This window comes from Marinospirillum alkalitolerans, assembly GCF_045055655.1.
GTDB classification, from domain to species: Bacteria; Pseudomonadota; Gammaproteobacteria; order Pseudomonadales; family Halomonadaceae; genus Marinospirillum; species Marinospirillum alkalitolerans.
In genome coordinates this window covers 343,596-359,432 of record NZ_JBANFI010000001.1, presented here as the reverse complement: position 1 = coordinate 359,432, position 15,837 = coordinate 343,596, and the positions used below count along the sequence as shown (strand labels likewise).

Annotated in this window: 17 protein-coding genes; 8 read left to right on the top strand and 9 right to left on the bottom strand. The window is 53.1% G+C overall.

The window, feature by feature from the left end; genetic code table 11:
• Positions 1-98: 98 nt before the first annotated feature.
• The 3 genes from lysS to V6U78_RS01625 all read right to left on the bottom strand — a co-directional run bounded on the left by lysS (position 99) and on the right by V6U78_RS01625 (position 3,575).
• Positions 99-1,613 (bottom strand): lysine--tRNA ligase, encoded by a 1,515-nt coding sequence (lysS, locus tag V6U78_RS01635; RefSeq protein WP_405336524.1) that lies wholly within the window; start codon positions 1,611-1,613, stop codon positions 99-101.
• A gap of 1 nt (position 1,614) precedes the next feature.
• A protein-coding gene (gene prfB, locus V6U78_RS01630; protein ID WP_405336522.1) for a peptide chain release factor 2 occupies positions 1,615-2,713 on the bottom strand; the annotation gives its coding sequence in 2 pieces (ribosomal slippage) (positions 1,615-2,637 and positions 2,639-2,713; 1,098 coding nt in all).
• A gap of 247 nt (positions 2,714-2,960) precedes the next feature.
• A complete protein-coding gene (locus tag V6U78_RS01625; RefSeq protein WP_405336520.1) occupies positions 2,961-3,575 on the bottom strand; it encodes a hypothetical protein in 615 nt (204 codons plus the stop codon).
• Positions 3,576-3,707: 132 nt separating this feature from the next.
• Here V6U78_RS01625 and dapE point away from each other — a divergent pair, with 132 nt between their 5' ends.
• Positions 3,708-4,874 carry a succinyl-diaminopimelate desuccinylase gene (gene dapE, locus V6U78_RS01620; protein WP_405336518.1) on the top strand — a complete coding sequence of 389 codons (1,167 nt, stop codon included), beginning with the start codon at positions 3,708-3,710 and terminating at the stop codon, positions 4,872-4,874.
• Between the two features lie 53 nt (positions 4,875-4,927).
• Here the strand turns inward: dapE and V6U78_RS01615 are convergent, their stop codons facing one another.
• Positions 4,928-5,407, bottom strand: coding sequence for a cold-shock protein (locus V6U78_RS01615; protein WP_405336516.1), 480 nt, complete (start codon positions 5,405-5,407; stop codon positions 4,928-4,930).
• 109 nt (positions 5,408-5,516) lie between these two features.
• Here V6U78_RS01615 and V6U78_RS01610 point away from each other — a divergent pair, with 109 nt between their 5' ends.
• Positions 5,517-5,768: a SlyX family protein gene (locus V6U78_RS01610; protein WP_405336514.1), complete on the top strand. Its 252-nt coding sequence runs from the start codon at positions 5,517-5,519 to the stop codon at positions 5,766-5,768.
• 57 nt (positions 5,769-5,825) lie between these two features.
• Here V6U78_RS01610 and V6U78_RS01605 read toward each other — a convergent pair whose 3' ends face one another.
• The 4 genes from V6U78_RS01605 to V6U78_RS01590 form a co-directional block, all read right to left on the bottom strand.
• Entirely contained in the window at positions 5,826-6,140 is a 315-nt protein-coding gene (locus V6U78_RS01605) for a BolA family protein (RefSeq protein WP_405336512.1), read from the bottom strand.
• Positions 6,141-6,201: 61 nt separating this feature from the next.
• Entirely contained in the window at positions 6,202-7,542 is a 1,341-nt protein-coding gene (locus V6U78_RS01600) for a DUF3422 family protein (RefSeq protein WP_405336510.1), read from the bottom strand.
• Positions 7,543-7,675: 133 nt separating this feature from the next.
• Positions 7,676-10,183 carry an ABC transporter permease gene (locus V6U78_RS01595; protein ID WP_405336508.1) on the bottom strand — a complete coding sequence of 836 codons (2,508 nt, stop codon included), beginning with the start codon at positions 10,181-10,183 and terminating at the stop codon, positions 7,676-7,678.
• Positions 10,180-10,905, bottom strand: coding sequence for an ABC transporter ATP-binding protein (locus tag V6U78_RS01590; protein ID WP_405336506.1), 726 nt, complete (start codon positions 10,903-10,905; stop codon positions 10,180-10,182). The genes V6U78_RS01595 and V6U78_RS01590 overlap by 4 nt, the downstream gene beginning before the upstream one ends.
• Here V6U78_RS01590 and V6U78_RS01585 point away from each other — a divergent pair.
• From V6U78_RS01585 to V6U78_RS01560, 6 genes are all read left to right on the top strand, one after another.
• Positions 10,904-11,677: an arylesterase gene (locus V6U78_RS01585; protein ID WP_405336504.1), complete on the top strand. Its 774-nt coding sequence runs from the start codon at positions 10,904-10,906 to the stop codon at positions 11,675-11,677. The genes V6U78_RS01590 and V6U78_RS01585 overlap by 2 nt on opposite strands.
• Before the next feature lie 119 nt (positions 11,678-11,796).
• Positions 11,797-12,705, top strand: coding sequence for a polyphosphate kinase 2 (gene ppk2 / locus V6U78_RS01580; protein WP_405336502.1), 909 nt, complete (start codon positions 11,797-11,799; stop codon positions 12,703-12,705).
• A 23-nt stretch (positions 12,706-12,728) separates the two neighbouring features.
• Positions 12,729-12,968: a hypothetical protein gene (locus V6U78_RS01575; RefSeq protein WP_405336500.1), complete on the top strand. Its 240-nt coding sequence runs from the start codon at positions 12,729-12,731 to the stop codon at positions 12,966-12,968.
• Positions 12,969-13,190: 222 nt separating this feature from the next.
• Positions 13,191-13,658, top strand: coding sequence for an RrF2 family transcriptional regulator (locus tag V6U78_RS01570; RefSeq protein WP_405336498.1), 468 nt, complete (start codon positions 13,191-13,193; stop codon positions 13,656-13,658).
• Between the two features lie 101 nt (positions 13,659-13,759).
• The gene (locus tag V6U78_RS01565) at positions 13,760-14,197 is read left to right on the top strand and encodes a PAS domain-containing protein (RefSeq protein WP_405336496.1); all 438 of its coding nucleotides are present in this window, start codon (positions 13,760-13,762) and stop codon (positions 14,195-14,197) included.
• 71 nt (positions 14,198-14,268) lie between these two features.
• Complete coding sequence (locus tag V6U78_RS01560) at positions 14,269-14,478, top strand: PA3496 family putative envelope integrity protein (protein ID WP_405336494.1); 210 nt, start codon at positions 14,269-14,271, stop codon at positions 14,476-14,478.
• 65 nt (positions 14,479-14,543) lie between these two features.
• Here the strand turns inward: V6U78_RS01560 and V6U78_RS01555 are convergent, their stop codons facing one another.
• The gene (locus tag V6U78_RS01555; protein ID WP_405336493.1) at positions 14,544-15,824 is read right to left on the bottom strand and encodes a YdgA family protein; all 1,281 of its coding nucleotides are present in this window, start codon (positions 15,822-15,824) and stop codon (positions 14,544-14,546) included.
• Positions 15,825-15,837: the final 13 nt, after the last annotated feature.

Genomic DNA, 15,837 nt, shown 5'->3' with positions numbered 1-15,837 from the left:
ACTGCAGCAACATGCGTGGTTAAAATCCAGCCAAACAAAAAAGCCCTCCGTCATGGAGGGCTTGAGCTGTGAGCTGGCTCATACGAGCCTAGCCACACTTAGTCGGCTTCAGGGCGCATCGCAGGGAAGAGCAAGACATCACGGATCGAGGGGCTGTCGGTAAACAGCATCACCAGACGATCTATCCCTATCCCTTCACCTGCCGTTGGTGGCAAGCCGTATTCTAATGCACGAATATAATCCGCATCATAGAACATCGCCTCATCATCTCCAGCTTCTTTTTCCTTGACCTGCTCCAAGAAGCGATCACGCTGATCTTCAGCATCGTTCAGCTCTGAGAAGCCATTGGCAATCTCACGCCCTCCAATAAAGAATTCAAAGCGATCGGTCACTTCTGGGTTGGCATCATTACGCCGCGCCAAAGGCGAAACCTCGGCGGGATATTCAGTAATGAAGGTGGGCTGACGCAGCTGGTGCTCGGCGACTTCTTCAAAGATTTCGGTGATGATGCGCCCCAGACCCCAAATAGGCTTCACCTGGATTTTTAGACGCTCAGCGACAGCCGCTGCGGCCTCACGCGTGGCCAGATCCGCCGCACTGATGCCCTCACCATACTGGATAATGGCTTCTTGCATTGTCAAACGCTGGAAGGGCTGACCAAACTCGAACACCTCACCCTGATAAGGAACCTGAGTGGTGCCCAGCACTTCTTCAGCCAGATTTTTCAGCAGCGCTTCGGTGAAGTCCATCAAATCACGGTAGTCCGCATAGGCCCAGTAGAACTCGATCATCGTAAATTCTGGGTTATGACGGGTGGAGAGGCCTTCATTGCGGAAGTTACGATTGATCTCGTAAACCTTCTCAAAGCCGCCCACCACCAAGCGCTTGAGGTAAAGCTCGGGCGCGATACGCAGGTACATATCCTGACCCAAGGCATTGTGATGAGTCACAAAAGGCCGCGCCGTGGCACCACCGGGAATCACTTGCAGCATGGGGGTTTCGACCTCCATAAACTGACGCGCTTCCATAAAGCGGCGAATGCCACTGATGACCTTAGAACGCACGGCAAAGCAGTGGCGCGATTCGGCATTCACGATCAGATCGACATAGCGCTGACGATAGCGCATTTCCTGATCCGCCAAGCCATGAAACTTATCAGGCAGCGGACGCAGGCTCTTGGTCAGCAGCTGACTGTGTTCGATATGCACATACAAATCGCCCTTGCCTGATTTGTGGATCACCCCTTGTGCATAGACCAGATCACCCAGATCCCAGGTTTTGATATCGTCACGCTGGCTTTCTTCAAGGCCTTTTTTATCCACATACAGCTGGATCTGGCCGCTGACATCCTGAATCACAATAAAGGGGCCACGCATCCGCATCACACGGCCAGCCACCTGAGCACGACGTCCCAGCGCTTCTAGCTCTTCTTTGCTCAAAGCGCCCAGTTCTTGCTGCAAATCACCAGCAAGGGCATCGCGGCGCAGATGATTAGGAAAGGCCTGACCCTGAGCGCGTCGTTGGGCCAGCTTCTGGCGTCGCTCCGCAATCAGCTTGTTATCTTCTTCACTAAGACGATGGCTCTCTGGCTCTGCTGCGGTTGTTTCAGTCATTTTATAGCCCCTGTTTTAAGCTGGCTTCAATAAATTTATCAAGATCGCCATCCAGCACGGCCTGGGTGTTGCGATTCTCTACCCCTGTGCGTAAATCTTTAATGCGCGAATCATCCAGAACATAAGAGCGGATCTGGCTACCCCAGCCGATATCGGCCTTCGAGTCTTCGAGCTTTTGCTTTTCTGCATTGCGCTTTTGCATTTCCAGCTCCCAAAGCTTGGCTTTGAGCTGCTTCATCGCAAAATCCTTGTTGGCATGCTGCGAGCGCTGTGTCTGACAGGCAACAACAGTATTGGTCGGCAAGTGGGTGATCCGTACCGCAGATTCAGTCCGGTTAACGTGCTGACCACCCGCTCCGGAGGCACGATAAACATCCACACGTAAATCGGCGGGATTGATATCGATTTCAAAGCTATCATCGACCTCAGGTGCCACAAAAACTGAGCTGAAAGAGGTATGACGGCGTCCGCCAGAGTCAAAAGGACTTTTGCGCACGAGACGATGCACACCGGTCTCTGTTCTGAGCCAGCCATAGGCATAGTCGCCTTCAATGCGCAGCGTGGCAGATTTAATACCCGCCACCTCACCATCGGAAAGCTCGACAACTTCTGTTTTGAAGCCGTGTGCATCAGCCCAGCGCAGATACATGCGCAGCATCATGCTGGCCCAGTCTTGGGCTTCAGTGCCACCAGAACCGGCCTGAATATCCAGATAGGCATTCATTGGGTCCATTTCACCGGAGAACATGCGCCGAAACTCCAGGCCCTCAAGCTGCTTGAGCAGAGCTTGCAAATCGGCATCGACGGCATCCAGGGTATCCTGATCATCTTCAGCAGCGGCCAATTCAAGCAAATCACGCGCATCTGTTAAACCCGCATCCAGCGTATCCAGCGTGTGCACTATCTGTTCAAGCTGGGCACGTTCTTTACCCAATGCCTGAGCGCGTTCTGGTTCGTTCCAGACATCCGGCTGCTCTAGTTCGCGCGTGACTTCTTCAAGACGCTCTTTCTTTTCGGCATAGTCAAAGATACCCCCTCAACACGTCTGCGCGTGCCTGCATATCTTTACTGAGGGAGACAAAAGGGTTGATTTCCAGCATCTGGAAAGCTCTCCACTAGGTTGGCAAATAAATGGTTGGCAAGATTCTTGGCGTCTCGATGACACCAGAGCCATGAAGAAAACAGATCATTTTACCTAAGGGGCAGGATGAACTCCACTCCAATCCGCCTGTGCCCTACTGCGCATCAGCGGCCATTTGATCCCTCTAGGGCACTTCTTGCGTATAGGGCACCTCTTGCGCATTCAAGTCGACCAACGCGTTCTGATCGACTTGAATCTGAACGAGATTAAGGCGCACGCAGTTCTAAATCGGTGATCAACTGTTCAAAAGCGGCGAGGCTTTCAGGGCGCTGCTGATGATAGGCGAGTGTAAAAACCAGACTGCGGTTTTGTCCGATCTGAATCATATACTGCACAATCTGTGTGGCTGGTGTTTTGCCTGGGTAGGCAAGAATAAAAGCCGGAAAACCAGAGATTTCACGCCCAGCGCACTGATCCAAGCGGATCGTTTGACCTAAACGCTGGCTCAGCACGCGCGGTAAGGCCTGACAAGTCTGGCGAATCTGCGCCGCTGCTTCTGGCACCTGATCTTCGATCTCAATCACGGTGATATTGTCGTAAAAATCCTGCTCGCTGGGCTGGGTATTGAAAATCAGCATCACGCCACCGGCACGCAGTTGTGCAGAAAGCAGCTGGCGTGTCTCAAGTGGTAAATCGATGCTGTTCTCTCCCTCAACAGGATCGACAGTGCTTAACTGTTCTTGCGTCAGCTTCAACCAATGCTCAGGCAGCGCAATACGCACACCAAAGGGGTTATCGATCTCCTGCACCGCTTGAGCCGAAAACACCACGCAGGCAAGGAGCACACCCAAAGCCCATCCCCACTGCCTTTTTATCCTCATCCACCCTACTCCATCCGACACGCTGGATAGAACCAGCCTGTTTAGTTTACGATAAGCCCAGCCATCTTAAAAAATAACGTTCCACTATAAGCTATTTTTGCTTTTTTGACTGCCTACTGAATAAGAGAAATCATGACCTCACTCTCCCCGACCCTGACGACCGCTTTTGAACTGATTCGCCGCCCCTCCGTCACACCAGAAGATGCAGGCTGTTTGGATTACCTGAGCCAACGCCTTGAGAAGCTGGGCTTCACCCTCTATCGCCTCCCCTTTGGTGAGGTGGATAATCTATGGGCACGCCGTGGCCAGCAGCAGCCTTTATTCTGCTTTGCCGGACATACGGATGTTGTGCCCCCAGGCCCACAAGAGCGCTGGGAGACAGACCCTTTTACACCTGAAATCGATAGCGAAGGTTTTTTGCGCGGCCGTGGTGCGGCCGATATGAAAGGCAGTATTGCCGCCTTTATTGAGGCTTTAGAGGTCTTTTTGACACGCCATCCCCATCCGCAAATAGATCTGGCCTTACTGCTGACCAGCGATGAAGAAGGTCCAGCCAAAAACGGCACGGTGAAGGTGGTCGAATGGCTAGAAGAGCGCAATGAGAAAATCGACTGGTGTCTGGTGGGCGAGCCTTCCAGTACAACCCAGGTGGGCGATGTGATCAAGAACGGACGCCGTGGATCACTCGGCGGTCGCCTGATCATCAAGGGCAAGCAGGGCCATGTTGCCTACCCACATCTGGCACGCAACCCCATTCATCTGGCCGCGCCAGCGCTCACCGCGCTGACCGAGGAAGTCTGGGATCAGGGGAATGCCTTCTTCCCCGCGACCAGCTTTCAGATTTCGAATATCCATGCCGGAACGGGGGCAACGAATGTGGTGCCAGGTGAGCTAGAAGTGCTATTTAACTGGCGCTTCTCAACCGAGCTGACGGCCGAAGCCATTCAAGCGCGTACCGAGGCCATCCTAAAAGCCCATCAATTGGATTATGTGATCGAGTGGCAATTGAGTGGCCTGCCCTTTTTAACCGCAGAAGGCAGCCTCGTGGCCGCCGCCCAAACAGCCATCAAGCAGGTGACAGGACGTCAGACGCAGCTTTCGACCTCTGGCGGCACCTCGGATGGACGCTTTATTGCGCCAACCGGTGCTCAGGTGGTTGAACTGGGGCCAGTCAACGCGACCATTCATCAAGTCAATGAACGAGTGGCCGCTGCTGATTTAGAGCAGCTGAGCGAAATCTATAGCGGGTTGCTGGAATCGCTCGCCGCTTCGATTGAGGTCTCTCAAGCCAACGTATAACAATAAGGCCCTGTTTCTCTATAGAAGAAGCAGGGCCAGCAATAAAATTAAGCTTAACGATTCAGAATAGAAACGTCTTCTGCCTGTAAGCCTTTTTCACCATCAACAGCGACAAAGCGTACACGCTGGCCTTCTCTAAGGGTGCGATGACCTGAACCACGAATCGAGCGAAAGTGCACAAAAACCTCGCCACCCAGATCACGAATAATAAAACCAAAGCCCTTGTTGACGTTAAACCACTTGACCACACCTTCTTCACGGCTGGTGTCTTGGTCATCTTCATCATCAAAATCGTCATCTGCTGCTTGCGCAGAAGAAGAGTAGGACTTTTTTTGCTGAGCCTTGAGGCGCAGTGCTTCGTTGATACTGGCGCCAAACATCAGCAAAACAAAAACCAGCAGATAGGCTTTCACCTGACCCGTTGTCCCACCCAGATTGGCAGGCTCAATCAGTAAAATCGGGAGCACCAAAGGTGCCAGTAAAGCCACAACGAGACTCACCACAATATTTCTTATCAGTGTATTATTCAGCATAGATTTTCTCAGAATCCTTACAACAAAATAGAATGAAGTTCTTATCCATCAGGAGCATTATACCCATCCTGCCCTCAAAATGCCCGAACAAGGTAAGCGCTAATTTATCATGAATCAATACGAAGACCGACTCATCACGCTTGAATCTCAACTGGCTTTTCAGGATGACCTGCTCGAGCAGCTTAATCAACAGGTCACCCATCAAAGCTTGGAACTCTTGCAGTTACAGGAGCAGCTGCGTGTCCTCCATGCGCGTCTAGAAAACCTTTCTTCTCGCCAGAATGTCGATGGCACGGCATCTCAACAACAGGGCGGCAGCTTATTGCAAAGCTTAATGGATGAAAAACCACCTCACTACTAGCCTTTGGCCGCACGGCTCTCCTCAAGGGCGAGCGCGAGACCTAGCTTGCCTCAACGCCTAGCGGCCACCTCCAAGACAGGAGGGCGAATCAGGGCGCTGCGCACCCGCCCGCTCCCACTCTTGCGGCGTGTAAAGATGCAGCGCCAGCGCATGCACTGAACCCGCCAGCTCTTCTGAAAGCAGGCTGTAAACCTTCTGGTGACGCTTCACTGGCAACAGCCCTGCAAAAAGTGGGCTGACCAAAGTGACCTTAAAATGACTCTCTCGGCCTGCTGGCCCACTGTGCTGATCACTTTCATTTTCTATCGTCAGCCACTGAGGAGATAAGGCCTGCTCCAGTTTGGTCTGTATTTGCTGTTGTACTTGACCCATTGTGGTGTTCTCCATCAAAGCAAGATTAGGGTGTGATTGGTGCAGCAAAACTAGCGAGCGCTTATGGCTTGGATGAGTGCTCGCGATCAGGATCACTCGCTTCGACAATAAAGCGCTTGATACGATGCGTAATCCACCAGACACCGGTAATCACCACCGGCACGGCAAGCGCTGTCGCGATATCCTTGTTAAGTGGCACGCCAAGCGGCTCCATCGCACCAAAAACATAGCGCAAAAGGCTGATGCCATAATAGCTGATTGCCGCAATAGATAAACCTTCTACCGTCTCTTGCATCCTGAGCTGTAAGCGCGAACGGCGGTTCATTGAGGCCAGCAAGCGCCGGTTCTGCTCTTCCAGCTTAAGGTCGACACGCGTGCGGATCAGATCACCTGCGCGCTCAATCCGCGAGGCCAGATCCTGCAAGCGTTCACTGATCGAAGAGCAGGTATGGGCCACTGGCGTTAAACGCCGACTGAAAAAAGCACTGAGTGTAAAGTTAGGGCCTGACTGTCTTTCCTTGAGTTCTTCTAAACGGCGCATCACCAGCTGGTAATACGCCTGAGTCGCAGAAAAGCGTGATAGGGTATCGGCGCTATAGCGCTCGATTTCTGCAGCCATTGATGTCAGCTGACGCAACAGATGGCGCTCTTCTTCTAGCCCTTCTGCTTCGGAAAGCTGTGCAATAATCGTGGCCAGACGCTGATCCAGCTGGCGCAATACTGGCGCTAACTCACGCGAGGGCCGCGCGCCCAGCAAAGCCATCAAGCGGTAGGTTTCTAGCTCCAGTACACGCAGAATCAGGCGTCCTGTCTGATTATCATTCAAGCCGTGATTGTGGAGCAGAATCCGTCCACACGCATCGCCATGCAGACGAAACGCACTCCACAAGGTCGCGGCTCCCTCCATCAAGCGGCCACTGACCAAACGCTGGCCTTCAAAGCAGCTGGCCAGGGTTTCACGATCCAAGAGACTATCTTCTGGAGACAGGACTTCAAGATGCAGCGCCACAACTAACAGGCCAGGTATCTTTTCTAGCCAATCTGCAGGCAAGAGTGCGAGGGCTTGCTGTGAGAAGGGCAGGCCCTGACGACCGGGGCGAATAAAGGTATAGGTCACAAATTCAAGGTGCCTTTCCCAACGCACTTCAAGCTCACCGAGTTTCTGGGTATAGCTGTTTTCTTCTGGTGTTGGCGGATGCACGCCATAGCGGGCGCAGAGCTGACAGAGGTGGTGGTAATCTTGTTCACGCTGCTGCTCATCGACCAACAACGCCAGATGAGAGACACGCACTGGTGAAGCAATGACAGGAAAAGGGCGCGCGTGCAGCTCTTGATAGAGACTTTCACGCGCTGGATGCTGGGTTAATGCATTCACACGCGGTAATAGGGGTGAATCAGCCACTCGAACCTCGACTCTTTGTTCAGTAAAGGCTCATAATGCAATGCGGCTGATCAGGTAGCAAGTCCCTCCGTGCGCTCGCCCCGCCGCAAGGCAACCCTTGGCGGTGGGGCTGAGTGAGCTCACAAGCAGGCCTTTAACCCGAACCACTGAGGCGCTGCATCAATCGATGCGGTGCCATCTCAAAGGTCGGACGCAAGGCCAGATAAGCACAAGCACTCAGCAGCAGCGCCCCCACCAGAGGCGGCAGCAACCAGTAACTCGGTGCCGGACGCCAGTGCAGATTCAGCAGCTGATCGGCTATCAACGCATAGAGCAGCTCCCCCAGCCCAGCCGCTAATAATCCAGCAATCAAGCCGATGGCAGCAAACTCCAGCAGTTGACGGATCAATAAACGCCGACGTGTCAGGCCCAGCACTTTCAGCAGTGCTTGCTCCTTCTGGCGCGCATCCAGACTGGCCATCATCAGCGCCCAGGTCACCAGCAAACCCGCCAACAGGACAAAAGCCAGCAAATAGTGAATGCCCTGACTCAGCTGACGCAGCACGCCTTCTGCCTGATCAAGAATCGCACGAATATCCAGAAGCGCCACACCTGGAAAAGCCCGTGCCAGATCACGGATCAACAGGTTCTGCTGCGCATCCAGATAAAAGCTTGCTAGATAGGTGTAGCCATAGACCTCAAGCACATCTGGCGGAAAGATCACATAAAAGTTGGGCTGAAAACTCTGCCAATCCACTTCACGCACACTGACGACTTGAGTCAGAACCGGCGTGCCAGCCACCTGAAACAGCAGCTGATCACCCAGCGTCAAACCCAAACGCTCGGCCATGCCTTGCTCGATCGAAATCGGCGCTCGGCCTTCTAGAGGGGTGGCAAGATCAGGCCACCACTGTCCTTCTAGCAGCTGATTGCCTTCTGGCAAGGCCGATGTCCATGTGAGATTCAGCTCACGCCGAAGCGTGTTGTCTTCTCGACCAGAAGGCGGTACAGCCTCTAAAGCGGCTTGATCATTAATCTCCGTCAGCCGCCCTCTCACCAGCGGGTAGATACGACTATGCATCAAGCCACGCGTATCTAGAAAATCCACAAAGTCGTCTTTTTCATAGGGCTGGATATCGACAGCAAAGTGATTGGGTGCTTCTTGCGGTAGCTGTGCCTGCCAGTCGCCGACCAGCTGAGTGCCTGCACGGCCCACCAGCAAAATCGCAGTAAAGGCCAGGGTAAAGGTGCCCAGCTGGAGCAGGGTTTCGTTTGGATGCCCCATCAATCGACGGTAGGTTTGACGCCAGCTCCAGCTGAGGCTTTGCAAACTCATGCCGAACAGCTTGAGCAACAACCAGCCACAAGCGGCCACCAAAAGCCCGACCAGCAGCAGACCCAGGAGCGTTGCTGCACTGAGCAGTAGATCTCCTGACAAAGCATAACCTATCAACACCACGCTCAGCAGCGCGAGGCTATAGGTCAAACCCGAAGCCAAGCTGATCTTCCAAGGGCGAGCTTGCAAAACAGCCAGCGGGCTGACCTGCGCCAAAGAGAGAATCGGAGCCAGCGCCAGTCCTAAAAGCAGCAACCAAGATGAAACAAGCGCCAGCAGCAAAGGCCATAAGCTAGGCTCGGGCAGGGTCAACGGGAGCAAGGGGGCCAAGAGCGCGACCAAACCCAGGTGCGCCAGATAACCCAGTGCGCCGCCCAATAGCCCGACCAGCAGACCCAGCCAGACAAACTGGAATACCAACAAGCGGGCCACCTGTCCGCGCGTGCGCCCCATGCAACGCAGCAGGGCCACCTCTTTGGCTTGACGCCGAACCTGTCTTTGCATAGCCAGCGCAATCGCCAGCGCCGCCAGCAGAATCGCCACTAAACCGGCCATATTGAGGAAACGCTGCCCCTCATCCAAGGCGCGGGCCAAGGCAGGCTGATCCTCCTCCAACAGGCGCAAGCGTTGATCATCACGCAAACGTTGGCGTAGCTCAGTGATAAGAGGCTCTGACTCAGCGGCATCCAGCCTGAGCCCTAAGCGCCACTGGGCGCGACTGAGGGCCGCCAGCAAGGCGCTCTGTTCTAAACTTGCCAGATGCACCATCACACTGGGCGAAAACTGGCTAAAACCCCCGCGCTGCTCAGGCGTTTCAAGCAACCAATGGGTAACCTGCAGATCAGTATCTCCCAACGTCAGCGTTTGCCCTAGCTCAAGACCCAAACGTATGGCGACAGCTGGCTCTATCCAGATCTCGCCCACGGCGGGGGGATGGCTGACGCGCCGCTCACCCTCGGCGTCACTGAGCCGCACCTGACCCAGCAGCGGGTAGCGATCGCCCACCGCCTGCACACTGACCAGCAACAGATCCGCCTCTGTCGCAGCCATACTGGTCATGCTTGCGCTTTCGCTATAGGCCAAGCCAGAGGCTTCCAGCCAAGAGATCAGCTCGGGATCAGCCGGTTGACGACCCGACACCACCAGATCCCCTCCAGCCAGACGCGAAGCCTCAAAAGACAGCGCACCCTGCATACGCTCACCGAGAACAGCCAGCAGTGTTGAGCAACTGACGGCCAATAGCAGCGCCAAAATCAAGACACGGTATTCACCTGCACGCACACCGCGCCACAGCAAGCGTGCAGCCAGAGCGGCCTCTTGCATCATGCTGCGCCTCCAGCTTCGATAGCGGCGATACGGCCAGATTTGAGCCGCACAATACGCTGACAACGCTGCGCCAAGGCTTCATCATGGGTGACCAAAATCAGCGTTAAAGGCTGATGTGTCTGGTCATTCAATGCAAACAACAGATCCGCAACCTTGGCACCATTGTCTCCATCCAGATTGCCAGTGGGTTCATCCGCAAAAAGCACCTGGGGCTGGGCCGCAAAAGCCCGCGCAATGGCCACACGCTGCTGCTCACCACCTGACATCTGATGAGGGCGATGCTGCGCCCGTGCAGCCAAACCGACCTGCTCTAGCTGCTGACGCGCCAGATGCAGGGCTTGCTTCTCGCCACGCAATTCCAGTGGCAGGGCCACATTTTCAAGGGCCGTCAGTTCAGGCAGCAGCTGAAAGGATTGAAAGATAAATCCCACCTCTTGCGCACGAATCAGCGCACGGGCATCCTCATCTAATTGACTAAAGGGCTGTTGTCGCCAGGTCAACTGACCCTGGGTTGGGACATCCAAACCCGCCAGTAAAGCCAAGAGGGTGGACTTGCCAGAACCAGAAGGCCCGAGGATGGCTACACTTTCTCCCTGATAGACAGATAAGTGGATATCATCAAGAATAATCAGCTCTCCGGCCTCTTGTGTGAGACGATAACCCAAACCTTGGGCTTCCAAGACAACGGCTGATAATTCGCTTTTCGGGGGAGTGGTATCCATGTTCTATCCTGTTATCAATAAAGATCTTGTTGATCATCTTGCCCATCCAGACCGCTATAAGGGTGATGCAGCTTCGCCAAGGGGGGATCGACCATCAGCATCAAGGGCCCAACGCCTCACCCAAGGATGGACATCGCTTCGACTCGTCATGTTGATCTGCTGTGTGCTGAGTCTGCTGCAACCCAGCCTGTTGCTTGCCGCCAGCGATCCAGCTGAGCCAGCGACGGCTCGCCTTGTGGTGGTTGGGGATAGTTTAAGTGCGGCCTACAATATGCCAGAAAACCAAGGCTGGGTCAGTTTGCTGGCAGATCGCCTTGCTGAGCAGGCCCCCCACTGGCAGGTGATCAATGCCTCGATCAGTGGCGATACCAGTGCCAACGGACTCAATCGCTTGCCGTTTTTGCTCAGACAGCATCAACCCCAACTGGTTCTGATTGAGCTTGGTGGCAATGATGGCCTACGCGGCCTGCCCACCGCCCGCATCGAACAGCAACTCGAGCGGATGATTCTGCTGACTCAAGAAGCCAATGCGCAACCTCTGCTGATCGGAATTCAAATCCCACCGAATTATGGTTCGCGCTATAGCGAAGAATTCCGCCAGGTCTTCTCGCGTCTTGCCGAGCGTTATCAGCTTCCTTTTGTCCCTTTCTTATTAGAGGGCATCGCGGATCAACCTCACTTGATGCAGGCTGATGGCATACATCCCACAGCAGAGGCACAACCCCATATCCTCGAGCTGGTTTGGCTTGAGTTAGCGCCGCTGCTCGATTAAGGTATCTCTGATCCATTCGGGTGACTCATGCGGATGATCACCCCTGACCTCGGCCCTGCTGAGGCCACCAGAACCGCTTTGCATCCAGCCCTAATCAGCAAGACAACAGGAGGTCTTTGATGAACACCACGGTCACCCCCACCGAAGCCGCAACCACTGCTGACACCACTGAGCATCTCAGTCCAGCCCCCGTTGCGGCAACCGCCCATCCGCTTGAAGCCAATGAAGCGCCAGCCAGTCCTTTTGAGACAGGCCAATATCCTTACAGCAAGAAAATCACCCGCCGTGAGTATGAGGCGCAAAAACGCCTGCTCCAGATCGAGCTGCTGAAGATGCAGCGCTGGATCAAAGAAGAAGGCGAGCGTGTGGTTATTTTATTTGAAGGCCGTGATGCTGCAGGTAAGGGCGGCACGATTAAAAGGATGATGGAACATCTCAACCCACGGGGCGCGCATGTTGTTGCACTGGAAAAGCCCTCTGAGCGCGAGAAAACCCAATGGTACTTCCAGCGCTATATCCAGAATTTACCCGCGGCAGGCGAAATCATTCTGTTTGACCGCTCCTGGTATAACCGCGCGGGTGTCGAGCGGGTGATGGGCTTTTGTACTCAAGAAGAATATGTCCAGTTTTTACACCAAACGCCGGTTTTTGAGCAGATGCTGGTCGATAGTGGTATCCGGCTTTTTAAATTCTGGTTCTCTGTCTCACGCAATGAGCAGTTCCGCCGCTTTATGGCACGGCGCAAAGATCCACTCAAGCAATGGAAGCTCTCCCCTGTTGATCTGGCCTCACTCGATAAATGGGATGACTATAGCCGCGCCAAAGAAGCCATGTTCTTGCACACCCATAAGAGCCAAGCACCTTGGACAGTGATTAAGTCGGATGATAAAAAACGGGCACGCTTAGCCGCCATGCGTCAGCTGTTATCCAGCATCCCCTATGCGAATCGTGATGATGAAGTCGTGGCAGCGCCTGATCCTCTGTTGGTCGCCAGTGCGGCTGAAGTCCTCTCGAACCCCAATATTTAACTGCATTCAACAAGGAGTTGATGATGAGTGATCTCCCTCTCGCCAAAGGTGAACATACTGACCATGCTCAGCGGGTTGTGGCTGCATTCAAGGACAAGCTCAGCCAAAGTGGACGCGATCATGTTGGGATCAAGCATTTTGAAGAACTGGAACTGCTGATCGAGCTGGCGATTGCAACTGCTGTCAACCAATCGCGTGAGGACTGTGCCCAGCAGCTCGAAACCTTCGCCAAGGCACTCCGTGCAGCGGAGTATAGCCACTAAAAGCCCAGGCTGGCGCAACAAACAAAACTGGATTAACAAAAGAGCATAAGAAAGCACGTTTTGGCTGCAAAAGCTCACAAGACGCCAGCGCGTGAATGTTATGATGCTTGTGTTTGATGTGTCATAACATGACTGTAGGTGGCTCTGGCAAGGTTGCGCCTGAGTCACTTTTTTTGATTTTCAGCAGCCAGGCTTGGACTATCAATCCACGGAGGAATTGAGATGCAACTCACACGACAAACTGACTATGCTTTGCGTGTGCTGATGTTTCTAGGCGTACAAAAGGATGAACGCTTGGTCACCATTAGCGATATCGCCTATCACTTTGCGATCTCCCGCAATCACCTGATGAAAATCGTACATAAACTTGGCCAGATGGACTATATCCAGACAGTGCGTGGCAAGTACGGTGGCTTACGGCTCGAACGCGATCCACACACCATTAATCTGGCACAACTGGTACGCGATTTTGAAACCACGCTTGAAGTCGTCGATTGTCAAAAGCTGACCTGCCCGATCACCAGTGCCTGTGAGCTGAAGCCAATGCTGCGTCAAGCTCAGGAAGCTTTTCTGGCGGTACTTGAGGGCTATACCTTGGCCCAACTGCTCAACAATCCTGCTGATCTGCGCAGCCTGCTCGATCTTCCAGAATCAGATGAGCTACCGCTGCAAATCATGGCAGTTTCTTAGAATCCAGCACAGGTCCTGCCGCCTCAGACCTGTGCTGTATTGAGTTTTGTAGCAGAAATCGGCATAGTGGCAGCACCCTTTTGACCAGGAACCTCCTCGCTATGAGCCGAACCCCCACCATTAGCCCAGAGCTGCTTGAAAAAATCGTCAACGAATCGCAGGACGGCATTGTTGTTGCTGAGCTAGAAGGCGACGAGCATATCCTGATCTACGTCAATCAAGGCTTTGAGCGGCTCACAGGTTATACTGCTGATGAGATCCTTTATCAGGATTGCCGCTTTTTGCAAAATGGCGATCAAGATCAGCAGGGCCTTGATCGTGTACGCGAAGCCCTTAAGCAAGGCCGCCCCTGCCGTGAAGTCCTGCGCAACTATCGTAAAGACGGCTCTTTATTCTGGAATGAGCTTTCTATTACCCCCGTCTACAATGAAGAAGATCAGCTGCAATACTATATTGGCGTACAAAAAGATGTCACTGAGCTGATGGAATTCAAAATGCGCCATACAGGCGAAAGCGACTACCCAGCCTCTGGCGAATAAAAAAAGCTTGTCTTCTGAGCTAAAAAATCCTATATAGCAGGTGTGAAACAGACCACTTTTGGAGCCGCCTTATGGGTAGTGAAGAAACCAGCTATGTCGATGATGATGATGTCTTTGAATCTGCTGTCAATGATGAAGACTATGAGCTCGAACTGAGTAGTAAGGACAAGCTCGCAGAGAAGGAGATCTCACCTTTGGCCAAGCGGCGCATGATAGAAGCGCTGCTCGAAGAAAGGCGCTTGCGGCGTCAAATTGAAGATGACTTTGATTTTGATGACTAAAAGCTGGGCTCAAAAAAAACCGCTGCAATGACAGCGGTTTTTTTATTTCTGCATCTAGTCAAAAACTAGAGGCTGAGCGGCTGTCCATTTAGGGTGAACTCACCGTTTTCGAGCAAAAAGACCTGTGGACCTTCGTCAACTAGGTAGTCAGTAGGGATAGGCAGCATCATGCCATTCAGCAGGCTGGCACTCAGCTCTTGTAACTCTGCACGCAACTGAAGACGCGCAAAGAAGGCTTCTTCGTTTTCATAACGCTGATGACGAGGCCCCATATCAAACAGCACTGATTCGACCAAAGCTGGCTCTAAGCCTTCCCCATTGAATCCCAAACGAGCAAAGAGGTTTTCACTGATCTCTTCACCCATCATATCCATCTGAAAGCGCATTTGATCCACGACCAGAGCCGGAGAAGCCGCGAGAAGCTCAGTGACATAGCGCATCATATTCACAGCATCTGCCGATTTTTCTTCACCACGTATCTCATTGACAAAGATATCAAGCAGATTAGCAGCAGGCTCTCCTGGAATATTCTCTGTATGCATCTCTAGAGCGAAGTCATTCAGCATGAAAACATCATTCATACTGAAAGTGTCCTGACTCATTGTTATTGCATAGTCCAGCGCCGCAGGCGTCAGGCTCATCTGCTGCTGCAAGGTTAAACCGGCCAAGCTCAGACTGGTGGAATTCCAACCGCTTTGCTCTACAAAGTCCAAGGATTCCAGATCCAGTGTCAGGCTGGAACGGACCCAGGGATACTCGCCTTCCTGCTCAGCAACAGCGCTCAAATGGCGTAAGCGCAAACCATCTTCACTCCTGGCCTCAGCAATATCAATCGCACCAATGCCCAGTTCGAGCTTGGTTTCACCACCAAAGCGATAACGCATTTCGAGGTTTAAATCACGTAGAGCAATTTCAATACCCTCTTCATTAATATCAATATCAGGAATATCAAAACTCAGCTGAGCACCACGCCAATTGGCCGTACCCTGATAAGGAAAAGCAGGCTGATTTAAGAAATCATTAATACTCGTGATCTTGCCATACTCTTCTTCTATCTCGATTTCCATACCACCTTTAAAACTGGCCCAGCCAGGGAAGTAACGCGCCTGGCTTGTTGAGCGCAGCAATAAACGATCACCATAGCCCAGATCCATTGCCAGAACCAACGCCTCCTGCGAACCGAAGAAGCCTGAGTCAACCTGATGGCTCACTAGTTCCAGAGTTGGATCAGACAAGGCCAGTTCGAGCGCACGACGACTTTCTGCCTCATAGGTCGAACCTGTCTTCAACGTCACGCCACCCAGCACAACCAGAGCCGCACCACCTATTGCCAAATACTTTTTCATCCCCACCTCGACA

Excerpts from the sequence above, each read along its gene's own strand:
- V6U78_RS01585 (WP_405336504.1), top strand. The coding sequence starts at position 10,904 with ATGTTCTATCCTGTTATCAATAAAGATCTTGTTGATCATCTTGCCCAT.
- V6U78_RS01570 (WP_405336498.1), top strand. The coding sequence starts at position 13,191 with ATGCAACTCACACGACAAACTGACTATGCTTTGCGTGTGCTGATGTTT.
- V6U78_RS01565 (WP_405336496.1), top strand. The coding sequence starts at position 13,760 with ATGAGCCGAACCCCCACCATTAGCCCAGAGCTGCTTGAAAAAATCGTC.
- lysS (WP_405336524.1), bottom strand. The coding sequence starts at position 1,613 with ATGACTGAAACAACCGCAGCAGAGCCAGAGAGCCATCGTCTTAGTGAA.
- V6U78_RS01555 (WP_405336493.1), bottom strand. The coding sequence starts at position 15,824 with ATGAAAAAGTATTTGGCAATAGGTGGTGCGGCTCTGGTTGTGCTGGGT.
- V6U78_RS01610 (WP_405336514.1), top strand. The coding sequence starts at position 5,517 with ATGAATCAATACGAAGACCGACTCATCACGCTTGAATCTCAACTGGCT.
- V6U78_RS01595 (WP_405336508.1), bottom strand. The coding sequence starts at position 10,183 with ATGATGCAAGAGGCCGCTCTGGCTGCACGCTTGCTGTGGCGCGGTGTG.
- V6U78_RS01605 (WP_405336512.1), bottom strand. The coding sequence starts at position 6,140 with ATGGGTCAAGTACAACAGCAAATACAGACCAAACTGGAGCAGGCCTTA.
- dapE (WP_405336518.1), top strand. The coding sequence starts at position 3,708 with ATGACCTCACTCTCCCCGACCCTGACGACCGCTTTTGAACTGATTCGC.
- V6U78_RS01625 (WP_405336520.1), bottom strand. The coding sequence starts at position 3,575 with ATGAGGATAAAAAGGCAGTGGGGATGGGCTTTGGGTGTGCTCCTTGCC.
- V6U78_RS01590 (WP_405336506.1), bottom strand. The coding sequence starts at position 10,905 with ATGGATACCACTCCCCCGAAAAGCGAATTATCAGCCGTTGTCTTGGAA.
- V6U78_RS01615 (WP_405336516.1), bottom strand. The coding sequence starts at position 5,407 with ATGCTGAATAATACACTGATAAGAAATATTGTGGTGAGTCTCGTTGTG.
- ppk2 (WP_405336502.1), top strand. The coding sequence starts at position 11,797 with ATGAACACCACGGTCACCCCCACCGAAGCCGCAACCACTGCTGACACC.
- V6U78_RS01560 (WP_405336494.1), top strand. The coding sequence starts at position 14,269 with ATGGGTAGTGAAGAAACCAGCTATGTCGATGATGATGATGTCTTTGAA.
- V6U78_RS01575 (WP_405336500.1), top strand. The coding sequence starts at position 12,729 with ATGAGTGATCTCCCTCTCGCCAAAGGTGAACATACTGACCATGCTCAG.